Source organism: Nonomuraea sp. NPDC050536 (assembly GCF_044457685.1).
Taxonomy (GTDB): Bacteria; Actinomycetota; Actinomycetes; order Streptosporangiales; family Streptosporangiaceae; genus Nonomuraea.
Window position 1 is genome coordinate 123,531 of sequence record NZ_JBITHD010000001.1, and the last position, 15,009, is coordinate 138,539.

A 15,009-nucleotide genomic window follows, 5' to 3' on the forward strand; every position below is an offset into this window, starting at 1 on the left:
CCCGGTTCACCGGCTTGTTCTCGGCTGGCGGATCACTCAGGCTGCCCGGTTCACTCCGGAGCCCCTCGGACCCGCGCGCCACCCCCCCCGCATAAACCTGACGTGAATCAAGTTGGCGTGCTTTCTCCGCTACAGACGCGTCCGGCACCACCGGCGTGATCGGTCGCGATTACGTGTTGTCGTGGCGGAGTGCGGCGGGCTCGTAGACGTCCGCCAGCACTCCGCCCTCCGGCGTGATCCGCCGCGGCGACGGGCTGTCGTAGACGACCATGAGCCTGCCGTCCTCCAGCACGGCCAGCCCTTCCGGATGGTCCTCCCTGTGCCCGTACGGCAGCTCGAGCACCGTCTCCAGCCGTTCGGCCGGAACGAGGTCGCGATCCTCGCCCACGCGCCACCGCACCACCCGCACCGGTCCGTCCAGATCCATGCTGGGCCCGGTCAGCAGCAGCAGGTCACCCTGGTAAGGGCACAGGTCGCGCACCCCCAACCCGTCCAGGTCGAGGAAGTGCTTCCGGTACGGCCTGCTCGGGCGCATCCGCGTCCCGCCACCGGAGACGTGGAGCTCCATCTCCAGCACCACGGCCCACCCGCGCAGGACGGGACCGCGCAGCCCCAGGTAGACCTGGCCGTCGTGGACCGCGATGCCCTCGACATCCAAGCCGTTGTCCTTGCCCGGCAGCTTGGTGAACGGCGCCAGGTGCGGATCGTCCGCCAGTTGCTCCGCGACATTCTCGGGGCCCGACATGATCGCGCCCTTCTGCGGGGAGTTGGTCACCGGATCCAGCGGCAGCCGGACCAGGACGAACCTGTTCTCCTCCCTGAGTACGGTGGCCAGCCGCTTGGCCGCCTTGGCCGGATTCGCCGACTTGGCCCGTCGGCGCTTCAGGCTGTGCGAGCCCACCGCCCACAGGTAGCCGTCCCTGACCGCCAGCCCTTCGATGTCGGCCTCCATGTCGGGCCCCGCGGGCAACTCGACGTAGTCGGCCAGGTGGAACGTCCGCTGCCCATCGAAACGCTCGCCCGTCCACATCAGGTGCTCGACCGTCGCCGTCTCGTCGCCGGCGACCCACACACCCGTCCGATCCCGCCGCAGCGCGGACAAATTGGTGTGCGTCTGCGCCTCCCGAGACCCGGCATCGAACCGGAGCTCCACCTGCCCTGCCGGGATCGCCTGCGTCCCAGCGTGGCTCAGGGGCGAGCCGGGCCGAAGCTCCGCCGAGTCCCCGAGCTCGGCGTGCGCCTGAGCTCCGCGCGACTCGGATGGGGGCGCCCCCTGGTCCACGAGACTCGTCCGCGTCCCAGCTGTTCCCGAGCTTGGGCCGAGGGGGAATTCCACCTGATCCACATCGCCATGATGTCACTTCGGTCGCTTCATACGCGTAATCGCCAGATATGTCGTACGCTCCCGTCGTGTTCGATGGGGACAGTGAGACCGTGGGTTCCGGTGTGAGAACCACTAGCAAACCGGGAACCCCAGCTTCCCCGCCCAGACGCTCCCGCGTTGGTGATCTACGGATGCGGGATGTGTACCGGGGGCTCGGCGTGCTCGCGGCGGCGGCGGTCGTCGTCGCCGGTGTGATCATGGTGCTCCCATCACGGCCGGACGAGGTCCCGGCACGGCCGATCGCCGCGCCATCGGCCGCACCTTCCCCGTCCGGCCCCACCTCCTCCCCGGGCCCCGCGGGCACCTTGCCCACGGCATCCGCCGTCCCCACGGCCTCTGGTGCCGTGCCGTCCGCGTCCGCGCCGGCCGGCGTCCCGACCACCTCCGAAACCGCGGCCGCGATGCCGTCCGGGTCCCCGCCGGGCGCGGTGCCCTCGGCTTCCGCGTTGATGGGGCGGCCCACGCCCACGCCCGGCGCCACCCTCGCTCCCGGGTACACCGCGATGGAGGCCTTCTACGCCGACGCCCGGATTGCCCGGCTACCTGGATCCATCCAGCCCGTGCCCGCCTCCCGGGTGCCTCGGTACGTGGTCAAGGACACACGCACCGGCCTTGCCGTACCTCGCCTGGGCAGGCCGTGGAAGCTCTACGGACCCGCACCCTTCACCACTCGCCAGGTGCTGCCCAAGCACGGTGCGGGTCTGCGCGGCCTGCTCGTCAGCTGCCCGCTGCCGATCGAGCGCCAGCAGGACTGGCGCGACACCGCGCTGCTCGCCGCGCGCTGGACGCTCACGCTCCACCCCAAGGGCGCCACGATCAGGTGGATCGCGTCACAGTCGGTCGACCGCGGCTGGATGCTGATTTACCAGGTCAAGTACGGCAAGCACGCCTCCCGGGCGGCGGTCGCGGTGCTCGACGGGGGAATGGCCAAGCCTGGTCTGGTGTTCGTCTCAGTGCCTGACACGCAGCGTAAGCAATGGGGTGACGTCCAGCGCGTGGCCTCCGGGGTGCGTGTTCTAGGCTAGAGATCATGGTTGCGGCGATTTGGGGGAGTGACGCCGTGGAAGGTGCAAACGGACCGGGCACTGAGCCCGGGCAGCGTCGGCGCTCTGGGGCGCCGCAAGCACCGGATCGCCGCTCTGGATCCTCGGACAAGGACAAGCCGAAGCCGCCGTGGCGCGCGGAAGGCCTCCCTGGTACGCCCGGCGGGCGCCCGAAGATCAACTGGTGGCGGTTCGTCATCACCCTCCTCGTGGTTTATGCCGCCTTCTTCGTGGTGTCGTCCTTCTTCGACACCGGGAAGGTCGAGACGATCTCGTACACCGAGTTCGTCAAGCAGGTGAACGCCAAGAACGTCAAGGACATCTACGCGCAGGGCTTCAACATCGAGGGCGACCTCAAGGCCGCCGGGCAGAACCCTGACGCGAACAACAAGAGCTACACCAAGTTCCAGACGACCATCCCCGCCTTCGCCAACAACGACCAGCTGTCACAGCAGCTCGACAACGCCAGCGTGATCATCCAGGCCAAGCCCATCGACCAGAGCCGTGGCTTCTGGGGCAACCTGCTCCTGTCGCTGCTGCCTGTCGTGCTGCTGGCCGGGCTCTGGATCTGGATCATGCGCCGCGGCGCCTCAATGATGAGCGGTGGCGGGCTCGGCGGCCTGGGCCGATCGAAGGCCGCCAAACCGGTCGAGGCGGGCAAGGTCCGCGTCACCTTCGAGGACGTGGCCGGCATCGACGAGGTGGAGAACGAGCTCGTCGAGGTCGTCGACTACCTGAAGGACCCCGGCAAGTACCGCCGCCTGGGTGCCAAGCTGCCCAAGGGCGTGCTGCTGGCCGGTCCTCCCGGCACGGGTAAGACGCTGCTGGCCCGCGCCGTCGCCGGCGAGGCGAACGTGCCGTTCTTCTCCGCCAGCGCCTCCGAGTTCATCGAGATGATCGTCGGCGTGGGCGCCTCCCGCGTGCGTGATCTGTTCGAAGAGGCCCGCAAGGTCGCTCCTTCCATCGTGTTCATCGACGAGATCGACGCCATCGGCCGTGCCCGTGGCGGTGCCGGCGGCATCGGCGGCCACGACGAGCGCGAGCAGACGCTCAACCAGATCCTCACCGAGATGGACGGCTTCTCCGGTGCCGAAGGCGTGATCGTCATCGGCGCCACGAACCGCCCCGAGATCCTCGATCCCGCCCTGCTGCGCCCCGGCCGCTTCGACCGGACCGTGCAGGTCGGCCTCCCCGACGCGGCAGGCCGTACCGCCATCCTCGAGGTGCACACGCGCGGCGTCCCGCTGGACGGCGAGGTGAGCCTGGAGCAGCTCGCCAAGACCACGCCCGGCATGACCGGCGCGGACCTGGCCAACCTCGTCAACGAGGCAGCCCTGCTTGCGGCCAAGCGAGGCAAGGAGAAGGTCGGCTCGGCCGACTTCGCCGACGCCCTGGAGAAGCTCCAGCTCGGTGCCGCTCGCAGCATCGTCATGCCGGAAGAGGAACGCACTCGCACCGCCTTCCACGAGGCCGGGCACGCCCTGCTCGGCATGCTCCAGCCGGGTGCCGATCCGGTCAGAAAGGTCTCGATCATTCCGCGTGGCCGTGCCCTCGGCGTCACCCTGTCGACGCCGGACACCGACCGCTACGCCTACGACGAGCAGTACCTCCGCGGCCGCATCACCGGCGCACTCGGTGGCATGGCGGCCGAGCAGGTCGTCTTCGGCGTCATCACCACCGGCGCGGAGAACGACCTCGAGCAGGTCACCATGATCGCCCGCGGCATGGTCGGCCGTTGGGGCATGTCCGAGAAGGTGGGTCCCCTCACGATCCTCCCCAACGACGGCCAGCAGCCCCAGGCGTCTCCGGCCACCCTCGCGATGGTCGACGAGGAGGCCCGTCGCATCGTCGACGAGTGCTACGAGCGGGCCGTCCGGATCCTCACGGAGAACCGCGGCAAGCTGGACGGCATCGTCGCGGCCCTCTTGGAACACGAGACCCTCGACGAATCCGGCGCCTACGCAGCCGCAGGCCTCTCGGCTCCTGACACGCCCGCCACGGTCGACGCGCCAGAGCAAACGCCCACCGCCTGACTGTTCCGCAGCGAGGTGTAAACCGAATCGGCCTGGGCGCCGGCGACCACTGACTTCCCGGTGGCCGTCGGCGCCCACCGGCTTTTCTACCGCCCAGAGTGCTGGCCCCCGCTCCCTCTTCGGCCCCACCAGTAGCTCCAATTCCCCGCACCGCCGCCCATCCCATCCAGTCGCCCGTGCCGAAATCTCCGTCCTCTCGCACCCGTGCCGGGACTCCGGCCTCTCACGCCGAGTCGCTCGTGCCGAGACTTCCCGCCTGTCGCGTCCGGGTGTCCGGTGTCGGGATTCCCGGGCTGTCGCGCTGAGGTGCTCGTGTCGGGACTCCCGGGCTGCCGCGTCCAAATGCCCGGTGTCAGGACCTGGGCTCTCGCGCTGAGGTGCTGGTGCCGAGACTTCCCGCCAATTGCATCCAGGCGCCCCGTGTCAGGACTCCGGGGCTGTCGCGCTGAGGTGCTCGTGTGGGGAGGCCCGGCCTGTCGCGCCCAGGCGTCCCACGCCGTGACTCCCGGACTGTCGCACCCAAGCCCCCGCCGGAGCTACTCGCGTGCCAGACGCTGGATGCACCTGACCGTGCGGTTTGGTGGAGAAATAGGACAGACCGAGAAATAGATCGATTCGGCGGAGGGAAGCCTCTCCCTCACCAATGATCGGGGGACTGTCGTGTCACTCAATGACGAGCTTCTCGCACAGCTGGGCGATTCCGGGATCCAGGAGATCGCCGGCCTCCTGGGCACCGACACCGCCACAGCGCGCCAGGTCGTCGAAGCCGCCTCGGGCACCATCGTCGGCGGCATGGCGCGTAACGCGGACAACCTGGACGGCGCGCAAGCCCTGCGCACCGCACTCGACGACCACGTGGACACCGACCCGTTCACCGGCGACGTCGCCTCGCTGGAGCGCGACGGCCAGAGCATCCTCGAGCACGTCTTCGGTGGCGAAGGCACCGAAGAGGCCGCGACCGGACTGTCGCAATTCTCCGGTGTCAACAGCAACGCCATCATGAAGCTGCTGCCTCTGCTCGCACCCATGGTCATGTCGCTCCTTGCCAATCGTGCCTCCCAGCAGAACATGGACGCCGGCGCCGTAGCCGACGATCTCAACCAAGAGCAGTCCGCCATGCCCGGCGGCCTCGAGGACCTCCTCGGTGGTCTATTGGGCGGCATCTTCGGTGACGGCGGCGCCGCCGTACCACAGCAAACCCGCACGGAATCCCAGGCCGCTGAACCCGAGGACATCCGGCCCCAGCCAGCCCCGGGCACCTCGAACCCCGACTGGTAGCCCAGAGGCCCCGGGCACCTAGAACCCCCGGTTGGTAACCCAGAGGCCCCGCACCCGATCACCGCCTCGCCACAGCCACCCGCTCGCGTACTACCAACCACGCCCGCTCGCGAACCACCGACCACGCCAGGTACTACCAACCACGCCAGGTACTACCAACCACGCCAGGTACTACCAACCACGCCCTGGTACGTGCGCAATGCTCCGATGAGGCGTCCACTGCCCCGGTCGATGATCTGGCCGACAACCTGACCTTGCGGGCCTGCCCGCTCACGGCCTTCGGCTCAGGCCGAGGAGGTGGCAGAGCCCGAACTCCTCACGGCACGGTCAAGCCGGCAGAGCTTCACGCTCCGGCTGATCTACACCACCCGTCGGGACATAGCGGCGCACACGTCATAAGCCAGTCCTTCGCGTGACGCAATCGGGTCCCGGTGCCTTCGCCAGCCGGCCTCCGTGCCTGCCGGAGGCGACCTCCACCCACGCTGACAGCTCGAGTCCCCGAACGAGGCCCGTCGCAGCGTACGAGCCTCCACGAGGTGCGGGTGCCTCAGGCGCCCCCGTGCTCATGAATCGCTTGCCCACAGGGCGTCTTCTCCCGCCTGAGGCATGCTGGGGCGGAGTCGGGGCCGATGGGCAGACCGGTAAGCTGGGGTGGTGATCGTCCTGGCCTCTGCTTCTCCCGCCCGCCTCGCTCTGCTGCGCAGCGCCGGACTCGATCCCAAGGTGATCGTCAGCGGTGTCGACGAGGACGCGTACTCCGCCCACACGCCCGCCGCCCTGAGCCTGGTGCTGGCCAAGGCCAAGGCGGCCGCCGTCGCGGAGGGGCTGGACGAGGGACTGATCATCGGTTGCGACTCGATCCTGGAGTTGGACGGCCGGCCGTACGGCAAGCCGGGCACACCTCAGGCCGCGACCGAGCGCTGGCGTCTGATGCGCGGCAGGACCGGCCGCCTCGTGACCGGCCACTGCGTCGTCGACGCGGCAACCGGCACCCAGGCGGCGGAGGTCGCCACCACGGTGGTCCGCTTCGGCCAGCCCACGGACGAGGAGCTCGAGGCGTACATCGGCACTGGCGAGCCGCTCTCGCTCGCGGGCGCGTTCAGTATCGACGGGCGCGGCGGATGGTTCGTCGAGGGCATCGAGGGCGATCACGGCAACGTGCTGGGCGTCTCGCTGCCCCTGCTGAGGAGTCTGTTCGACGAACTCGGTTACTCGGTGACCTCTTTCTGGCGCTAGCCGGTAGCCTGCCGGGCATGCGATCTTTGCGTGACTTCGTGGCCGGCGTCGGCTTCTTCGCTCAAGGCGCGGGCTGGGCTGCCAGGCATGGTCGCTGGTGGGCATTCGGTCTCCTGCCCGCTCTGATCGCATTAGTTGTCTACGTGGTGGCGTTGATCCTGCTCGGCACCAACGCGCTCGACCTGGCACGGGTCCTCACTCCTTTCGCTGACACGTGGGGATGGCGCGACGCCTTCCGCGTCCTGATTGGGATCGCTGTATTTCTGGGCGGGTTGGGGCTGGCCGTGCTCACCTTCACCGCGCTGACGCTCGCCATCGGCGAGCCCTTCTACGAGAAGCTGTCCGCGGCGGTCGACCCGTTGCCGGACGTCGAGGAGCAGCCGTGGTGGCGATCACTGCCGCGGTCGATTAAGGACAGCCTGGTGACGCTGGGGTACGTGCTTCTCTTCTCGGTGCCGCTGTTCTTCCTCGGGTTCATTCCTGTCATCGGTCAGACGGTCATTCCCGTGATCGGCGGCGCTGTCTCCGGGTTCTTCCTGACTGTCGAGCTCACCACGCTGGCCATGGAGCGTCGCGGTCTCGCCCGTAAGGAGCGCTTCGCGATCCTCCGTGCCAACAAATCGGCCGCCCTGGGGTTCGGAGTCCCGATCTTCCTGCTCTTCCTTGTGCCGTTCGTCGCGGTGATCGCCATGCCTGCGGCCGTGGCGGGTGCCGCTCTTCTCGTGCGCGCTCGACTCGCACCTTCTTCTTAGCGCCTCGTACGCGCCCCGGCTCGCACCTACTTGTTCGTACGCGCCCCGGCTCGCACCTACTGCCTAGAGACCCGTGCGCGCCCTGGCTGCGCACCTGCTTTCTCGTGTGCGCCCTGGCTCACACCTGCCTCATAGAGACTCGTGCGCGCCTGGCTCGCACGAGTTCTTTAGGGGTTATCGCGAGCCCCGCTCCCGGTGCCAGGTGCGCGAGGCCGCCGCCCATAATGCCGAAGAATCGTGGCGCCGCAACCTCGGTTATCCACAGCCTTGGCCATCGGCCGCCTTTATCCACAGAACGAGATTCGGCGTTCTCGCGCCTGGCCAACTCCGGGCACGCTCCTGGGCCATGACGACCAACGCCTCCGAGCCCCGCCTGACCCTGGCCAGCCCCGCCGACATCCTGGCGGCCGTGCCGTACCTCGTGGGATTCCATCCCGAGAACAGTCTCATCCTCATCGGGCTCGTGTCCGGGCTGGCCAAAGTCGTCGCCCGGTGGGGGCTGCCGCTGCCGCCAAGCGCGCTGGGGCCGTTGTCGGCGCTGATCGAGCGCGAGGCGATCACCCAAGCCATCGTGGTGGGATATGGCAGAGGTGACCAGGTCACACCCGCTATCGACGAGCTACGCCTGGTCGCCGCGAGATGTGGGGTCGAGATCGACGAGGCCCTCAGAGCCGACGGCGGCCGCTACTGGTCCTACATATGCACTCTGGCGCACTGCTGCCCTCCGGAGGGCACACCGTATGACATCTCGAGCAGTCAGGTGGCGGCGGAGGCGACCGTGCGAGGCCTGGTCGCGCTGCCTGACCGGCGGACGCTCGAGCGCACCATCGCGCCCGCGAGTGGTCCGGTGCGGATGGCCATGCGCCGGGCCACCGCGGATGCCGTCGCGGACGTGCGGACCAGGCTGGCAGAGGCCAAGGATTCCAACGAGTTCGCCGCGCAGTTCGTGGCCGAAGGCCTGGTCAGGGTACGTGCCGCGATCGCCACGCACGTCCGTGGCGACCGGCTCGACGACGCCGAGGCAGCCCGGCTCGGCCTCGACCTGGCGGTGATCAGGATCCGCGACGAGGCATGGACATTGATGGAGGACGCGCACGCAGGGCTCTGGAAAGATCTGACCCGCAGGTTGGAGCCGCGGTTCATGCCGCCGGTGGCGTCACTGCTGGCCATGGCTTCGTGGCGGTCGGGTGACGCCGTGCTGGCCTCCATCGCTCTCGAACGCGCCCTGGCCATCGATCCCGGCTATTCGATGGCCAACCTGCTCATGCACGCGCTCCAGCACCTGCTGTCGCCGACGGTTCTCCGCGGTCGCATGCCGACCCCCGCCGAGCTCGACGCCGCCATGGGGCGTGCGAACGCGACCTGGCTGCTTCCGCTGGTCAGCGTCTTCGACGACGCCACGCCAGGGTAGGCGAGGCCGAACATGCGGCTCGCCGTTCAGAGCTAGGCGTCACGTGCAGCTCGCCGTTCCGGGCTAGGCAGGGGCCCCGCGCGGCTCGCCGCACCAGGCTAGACAGGGTCACGTGCGGCTCGCCGTACCAGGCTGGGCGGGGTCACGTGCGGCTTGCCGTACCGGCTCGGATCCTGGCGTGCTGGTCGCCCTATCGTGCGTGATCTTCTGGCAGGTGGAATCTTCAGCGGGGCTCGCCGCTATGCCTGCTCTTCGTTGCGGCGGCGGGCGTTGTACTCACGCATGCGAGGGGGATAACCGGTGAGCTGCACGTCATAGGCCGGGAGCGCGAGGTCCCGGGCGACCTTGCGGATCACCGCCGGGGAGCCGACGCGGCGACGGGTCCACTCGCCGTCATCGGCGACCGCCACCGCGGTGGTGTCGGTGGCGAACGTCTCCGGCTCGACGTAGAACTCGACGCCCCGCCGGGACTTCGCGAAGGCGATAAGCGCCTCGATGTCCGCGTCTGTGGCCTCCCGGTCGAATTTGGCGACCTTCGAGCCACGCAGGCGCCGGATACCGTAGCGGTCTCGCCATCTCATGGTTCCTTTTTATATCGCGCCGCGCCCTGGTGCGTCCGGGGAAGATCTCGGGGATACCTAGGGGTTCGTCCCTGATGGCCGAGACGGGCATTCGAGCAAGGATGGGTGCCGACTGGTCACACCTAAGGAGAGGCATGGCTCTTATGGCTGGGGCACCCACACCCCTGGGGCCCGGACAGGTGCCGCCGGCCCACCTGCGGGTCAGCAGCGAGGACCGCGACCACGTGGTCGAGCACGTCAAGGCCGCCTACGCGGAGGGCCGCTTCGACAAGCTCGAGTTCGACGAACGGCTGGAGCGCGCGATGACCGCGCGCACCCACGGCGACCTCATGCCGATCATGAACGAGCTGTACGGCTCGCGGCACGTACCCAGGTCGCGCCCGATGCCGCCGCCCGCGCCGCGGCCCCACGGGCAGACAGAGAGCAACGAGCGCCTCGGCGCCGCGGCGGCCCACGGGCTGGCACTCGTCGGCCTGCCGATCGTCGGTCCCCTGATCATGCTCCTGACGGGCGGCAAGACGTCCCCGTACATCAGGCAGCACGCGCTGGAAGCGCTCAACTTCCAGCTCACCCTGATCGGAGCGACCTTCCTGCTGCCTTTCACGATCGTCGGTGTGGTGCTGCTGCCCATCATCTGGGTGGGTGCGGTCGTCCTGGCCATCGCCGGGGGCATCTCCGCCCTCTCCGAGAACCCGTTCCGCTATCCGCTCACGGTCCGCCTGCTGAAGTAGGGCACTGCCGTTCGGCTTCTGACTCAGCGTGTACGGCAGGCATGCCGAGCCCGTCGCGGTCCGAGAAGTACGCCCAGAGAAGCGGTCCGGGAGGGACGCCCGGAGTGCGGTCTGGCAGGGACGCCCGCCTGGAGAGTGGTCTGGGAGAGACGCCCAGAGAAGCGGTCTGGGAGGGACACCCGGACAAGCGGTCTGAGAGGGAGGCCGAGACAAGAGGTCTGGGAGGGGAGGCCCGGAGAAGGGGCGTGGCAGGGGAGGTCCGACGAGAGGGCGCCGTAGGAGGAGGCGGTGTGCTCAGGGCTGCTCGATGGGACGGCTCGGTTCCGACGCATTGCTGGGGTTCGAGAGTCCTTTTGAGGTGCGCCCATCGACCAGGGTTGAAAGCGCGGGAAGGGTGGGGGTGTCAGGCGCCATCGGGGGCCGGAGGTGTCGGGCGCTTTAGTACGTGGGGAGGTCGGGCACCAGCGGGGAGCCATGGCCACTGGAAGTGGGGGCCAGCGAGGGTGAGCCGGGTGCGTGGAAGTGGGGGCCAGCAGAGATAGCGCGTGGCGAGTGGGAGCGGTGGGTGTCAGCGGGGGTGCGGGCCAGTGGGCCAGTGGGCCTGGGCCGGCGAGGGCGGCCGGGCTGCGTGGAAGTGGGGCCAGCGGAGATAGCGCGTGGCGAGTGGAAGTGGTGGGTGTCAGCGGGGTGGACCGCGGCCAGTGGAAGTGGCGAGGGCCAGCGGGCTGGGTCGCGGCAGGCCTCCACCAGGACGGCGGGCCCGCCGGCCAGCTTGTCCAGGCTCGTCTGTACGGCGGCGCCAGACGTGGAAGTGGGGGGTGTCAGTGGAGGTGGGGGTGCTGAGGGTCAGCCTGGGGTGACTGAGGCATGGTTTGGTCCACGTTCCGGTGCCCGTAGCCGGGGGGACTGGGGGCGGGATGCCGATGGGGTCGGCATCGATGGGTGTGGGGGAGAGGCCACCTCACCTCTGGCTGGGAGAACCTAGCGGGTGAGGAGCTGGTGGGCAGCGAGTCCCGCGCATGCGGCGCGGAACTCGGGTGGACCTAGCGGGCGAGGACCTGGTACTTGACGGTCATGACGCCGGCGCCTGTGTCGCCGATGGCGTTGAAGGCCGCCTCGGAGAGGTCGAGGCAGCGGCCGCCGACGTAGGGGCCGCGGTCGTTGATGCGGACGATGACGGACTTGCCGCTCGACGGGTTGATGACGCGGACCCTGCTGCCGAGCGGCAGCGTCTTGTGGGCGGCGGTCATGGCCGATGGGTTGAAGCGTTCGCCGCTGGCCGTCATCTGTCCCTCGGCGTAGAAGGAGGCGCCGCACCTACCGGCGGACAGGACTCGGTACTTGGGAGCGGATGGCTTGTGCGACTTCTTGACTACCGGCTTCACCGCGGGGGGCTTGGGAGCGGGGATCGCGGGCTCGCCGGAGGTCGAGGGCGACGGTTGCTCGCTCTTGTCGGCAGATGGCGTGTCGCTCGCTGACGGCGTGGGGCTCGCGGGGGAGAGAGTTGTGCTCGAGCTGGGGGAGGGAGTTGCCGTGGTGGGTGCGCCGGTGGCGGCTGCCAGGCCTACCGCGGTGGTGGCTTGCGGGGCGTCACCGTTCGAGACGGCCGCCCAGGCGGTGGTGGATGCGGCGGCGACGACGGCGACTCCGGCTGCGACTGCTGCCCAGCGGCGCTTGCCGGGAGCCGTCACGTGGCCGAGGGGGCTCTGGCTGGACGGCTTGCTCGAATGCTGACCCAAGGGAACCACGGTCCTAGGTAGGGGACAGGACAGGGATGGGTCCGAGCGGAAGAGGAATCTGGGGGCGCCGCGTCGGCCGATCCCTAGGGCGGGGAGTGGGGTGCTCCCCGCGACGTGGACGAACATATGCGACCAACAACGGGCAAAGACAACCTAATGGGACATTAAGTGACATATCTCACTTTGGTCACATCTAGGCCCAGATCGCCGAGGCCACTCCTTGGATCTTTCTCATTTGGCCATTTTCCGGGCATTGGCACGTCAAGCCGGAGGCCGCGCATGATCCCAGTTCGGCGGCACGTTGCGCATCAGCCTGCCGGGCGTTGAGAAACGCCGCGCGGCGGGCAGCAATGGCTGGCCTGGACCCGCTGGAAGTGGGCGGGTGGCCATTCGGGATTTATGGGCCCTGAGGCTCCTGAGGGCCCTGAGGGGGCGGGCTCGCGACGTCGTGGCCTCGGAGGGCTAGGTGATGGCGCAGTCGCCGATGCTGCGGTCAGTTGCCGGTGCTCATCGCGGGCTCGGGAGTTGGCATGGTGGTGAAGCGCCGGATCTGAGCGTCAGCGGGACCCGCGATCTGAGCGTCAGCGGGACCCGCGATCTGAGCGTCAGCGGGACCCGCGATCTGAGGGTGAGCGGGAGGCGCGTCTGAGGGTGCGGTGGTGGGTCGCGGGGTCTGGGGGTGAGTGTGAGGCGCGGCTTGAAGGTGGGGTGGTGGGTCGCGGGGTCTGGGGGTGAGCGTGGCGCGCGATTTGGGATTGGGCGGGTCGGGGGATCTGAGGGTGATCGCGACGTGGGATTTGAGGGCTGGTGGGGCGCGAGTCTGAGGGTGCCGGGCGTTTGGTGGGTTTCCGAGGGGGTAGAGCGCCGCCTGGCTTGGGGGAGCACCGAAGAGGGGCGTGGTGGTTTGGTGGGGCGGTAGGGGCCGTGGGCAACGGAGGCGTTGGTGGGCCCTGGTGGCGCTGCACGTCTGAGCGTCTTATGGGTTGCGAGCACCTTGTGCTTCGTGGGATTGATGGGGCGGCTGCGAGGGTGGGAAGGGCGCCAGGGCGGTGGTCAGGCGCGGTGGGTTAAGGACGGCCGTGGCGGATGCGAGGGCGTGCGGTGGCACCTGGGCCTGCGGGTGGTTCCCGGGCTTGCGGGTGGTTCCCGGGCTTGGGGGTGGCACCTGGGCTTGCGGGTGGTTCTTGGGCGGGTGGTTCTTGGGCTTGCGGGTGGTGGAGGGCGTGGGGGTTAGAGCATGAGGGAGCGGACGGTTTCGACGGTGTCGGCCTGGTCGGGGCGTTTGTCGGGGCGGTAGCGGAGGACGCGGGCGAAGCGCAGGGCCATTCCGCCCGGATAGCGGGGTGAGCGTTGGACGCCGTCGAAGGCGATCTCCACCACCAGCTCGGGACGTAGCTGGACCGTCCAGCCGTCCGTGGGGCCGTCGGCCAGCTCGACGAAGCGCTCCGTCTGCCAGGCCAGCAGCTCGTCCGTCAGGCCCTTGAAGGTCTTGCCGAGCATGACGAAGCCGCCGCCCTCCGGGTCGCGCGCGCCCAGATGGAGGTTCGACAGCTTGCCCTGGCGGCGCCCGTGGCCCCATTCGGCGGCGAGGACGACCAGGTCGAGCGTGTGCCTCGGCTTGACCTTGATCCATCCGGCGCCGCGGCGGCCGGCGGCGTACGGCGAGGTCAGCGACTTGACGACCAGGCCCTCGTGCCCGGCCTTGATCACGTCGCCGAAGAACGCCTCCGCCTCGGTGACGTCGTCCGTGACCAGGCGCGGCGTGAGCAGGCCCGGCGGGACCGCCCGGCTGAGCCGTTCCTGGCGGTCGGAGTAGGGCAGGTCGAGCAGGTCGTCGCCGTCGACCCGCAGCGCGTCGAAGAAGAACACGCTGAGCGGGGTCGCCTCGCGAAGCTTGTCCACGTTCGTCTTGCTGGTGGCGCGGCTCGCCGTGACCTGGAACGGATGCGGCCGCCCATCGGGCCGCAGCGCGAGCACCTCGCCGTCGAGCACCAGGTCGTCGGAGGGCAGCTCGAGCACGGCCTCGACCAGCTCGGGCACCTGGGCGGTGATGTCGTCGAGCGTGCGCGTGAACACCCTGACCTCGGACCCGGAACGGTGCGTCTGCACGCGTACGCCGTCGAGCTTCCACTCCAGCGCCGCGGGCGCACCCGCCTTCTCCAGGGCAGCGGCGACATTCGGGGCGCTTCCCGCCAGCATGGGCGCGACCGCCCGGCCCACCTCGAGCCGGAAGGCGTGCAACGCCTCCACCCCACCGCTCAGCGCCGCGGCTCCGACGGCGGGCAGCCAGCCACGAAGCGTCAAGGCACGCCGTACATCAGCAGAGGGAGCGCCGGAAGCCTTGGCCACCGCCTCGATCATCACTCCGTCGAGCGCGCCCTGGCGCAGCTCGCCGCTCAGCAAGCGGGTGATGAACGCCTGCTCCTGACTCGTCAGCGCCCTGTAGAGCTCGGTGACCAGTGCTTTTCGCGCCGCCTGCGAGCCCTGCCCGGAGACGGCCTTGATTCTTGTCAGCAACGTGTCGACGTCGGTCAGGGTCGCCGTGGCCACGAGCTTGGGCGCCGGCAGGTCCTGCAGCGTGCGCCAGCCCACGCCGACCTGGCGCTGCGGCAGCTCGCCCGACAGGTAGGAGATCGCGATCTCCGCCTCGCCGGGGGGCACGCGGCCAAGCAACTCGGCCAGGTGGCCGATCTTGCCCAGGCGGGCCGAGGTCCGCGCCACCGCCTCGGACACCCGTACCACGTCGATCAGAAGCACAGGCCTATCGTGCCTCACCTCGCCGACAAATTTCCTCCCCGGAGCTGAGGAAAAGGGGTGGCCG

Annotated in this window: 11 protein-coding genes; 7 read left to right on the forward strand and 4 right to left on the reverse strand. The window is 69.3% G+C overall.

Annotated elements, in window-relative coordinates; genetic code table 11:
- Window positions 1-169: 169 nt before the first annotated feature.
- Window positions 170-1,153 (reverse strand): DUF3616 domain-containing protein, encoded by a 984-nt coding sequence (locus tag ACIBHX_RS00640; protein WP_397062841.1) that lies wholly within the window; start codon window positions 1,151-1,153, stop codon window positions 170-172.
- A 362-nt stretch (window positions 1,154-1,515) separates the two neighbouring features.
- On the opposite strand from ACIBHX_RS00640, the gene ACIBHX_RS00645 reads away from it, so the two are divergent.
- The 6 genes from ACIBHX_RS00645 to ACIBHX_RS00670 all read left to right on the forward strand — a co-directional run bounded on the left by ACIBHX_RS00645 (window position 1,516) and on the right by ACIBHX_RS00670 (window position 9,137).
- Window positions 1,516-2,409 carry a hypothetical protein gene (locus ACIBHX_RS00645; RefSeq protein ID WP_397062843.1) on the forward strand — a complete coding sequence of 298 codons (894 nt, stop codon included), beginning with the start codon at window positions 1,516-1,518 and terminating at the stop codon, window positions 2,407-2,409.
- A gap of 5 nt (window positions 2,410-2,414) precedes the next feature.
- Window positions 2,415-4,460 carry an ATP-dependent zinc metalloprotease FtsH gene (gene ftsH, locus ACIBHX_RS00650; protein WP_397062844.1) on the forward strand — a complete coding sequence of 682 codons (2,046 nt, stop codon included), beginning with the start codon at window positions 2,415-2,417 and terminating at the stop codon, window positions 4,458-4,460.
- A gap of 660 nt (window positions 4,461-5,120) precedes the next feature.
- Window positions 5,121-5,738 carry a DUF937 domain-containing protein gene (locus ACIBHX_RS00655; RefSeq protein WP_397062845.1) on the forward strand — a complete coding sequence of 206 codons (618 nt, stop codon included), beginning with the start codon at window positions 5,121-5,123 and terminating at the stop codon, window positions 5,736-5,738.
- Between the two features lie 654 nt (window positions 5,739-6,392).
- A complete protein-coding gene (locus ACIBHX_RS00660; RefSeq protein WP_397062847.1) occupies window positions 6,393-6,974 on the forward strand; it encodes a Maf family protein in 582 nt (193 codons plus the stop codon).
- A gap of 17 nt (window positions 6,975-6,991) precedes the next feature.
- Window positions 6,992-7,726 (forward strand): EI24 domain-containing protein, encoded by a 735-nt coding sequence (locus ACIBHX_RS00665; protein ID WP_397062849.1) that lies wholly within the window; start codon window positions 6,992-6,994, stop codon window positions 7,724-7,726.
- A gap of 346 nt (window positions 7,727-8,072) precedes the next feature.
- Window positions 8,073-9,137 carry a DUF4192 domain-containing protein gene (locus ACIBHX_RS00670; RefSeq protein ID WP_397062851.1) on the forward strand — a complete coding sequence of 355 codons (1,065 nt, stop codon included), beginning with the start codon at window positions 8,073-8,075 and terminating at the stop codon, window positions 9,135-9,137.
- 239 nt (window positions 9,138-9,376) lie between these two features.
- On the opposite strand, the gene ACIBHX_RS00675 is transcribed toward ACIBHX_RS00670, so the two are convergent.
- Window positions 9,377-9,718 (reverse strand): hypothetical protein, encoded by a 342-nt coding sequence (locus ACIBHX_RS00675; protein ID WP_397062852.1) that lies wholly within the window; start codon window positions 9,716-9,718, stop codon window positions 9,377-9,379.
- Between the two features lie 134 nt (window positions 9,719-9,852).
- Here ACIBHX_RS00675 and ACIBHX_RS00680 point away from each other — a divergent pair, with 134 nt between their 5' ends.
- Complete coding sequence (locus tag ACIBHX_RS00680; protein WP_397062854.1) at window positions 9,853-10,449, forward strand: DUF1707 and DUF4870 domain-containing protein; 597 nt, start codon at window positions 9,853-9,855, stop codon at window positions 10,447-10,449.
- A gap of 1,043 nt (window positions 10,450-11,492) precedes the next feature.
- On the opposite strand, the gene ACIBHX_RS00685 is transcribed toward ACIBHX_RS00680, so the two are convergent.
- A complete protein-coding gene (locus ACIBHX_RS00685) occupies window positions 11,493-12,188 on the reverse strand; it encodes a septal ring lytic transglycosylase RlpA family protein (RefSeq protein WP_397062856.1) in 696 nt (231 codons plus the stop codon).
- 1,230 nt (window positions 12,189-13,418) lie between these two features.
- Window positions 13,419-14,945, reverse strand: a complete 1,527-nt coding sequence (locus ACIBHX_RS00690) for an ATP-dependent DNA ligase (RefSeq protein WP_397062858.1) — start codon at window positions 14,943-14,945, stop codon at window positions 13,419-13,421.
- Window positions 14,946-15,009: the final 64 nt, after the last annotated feature.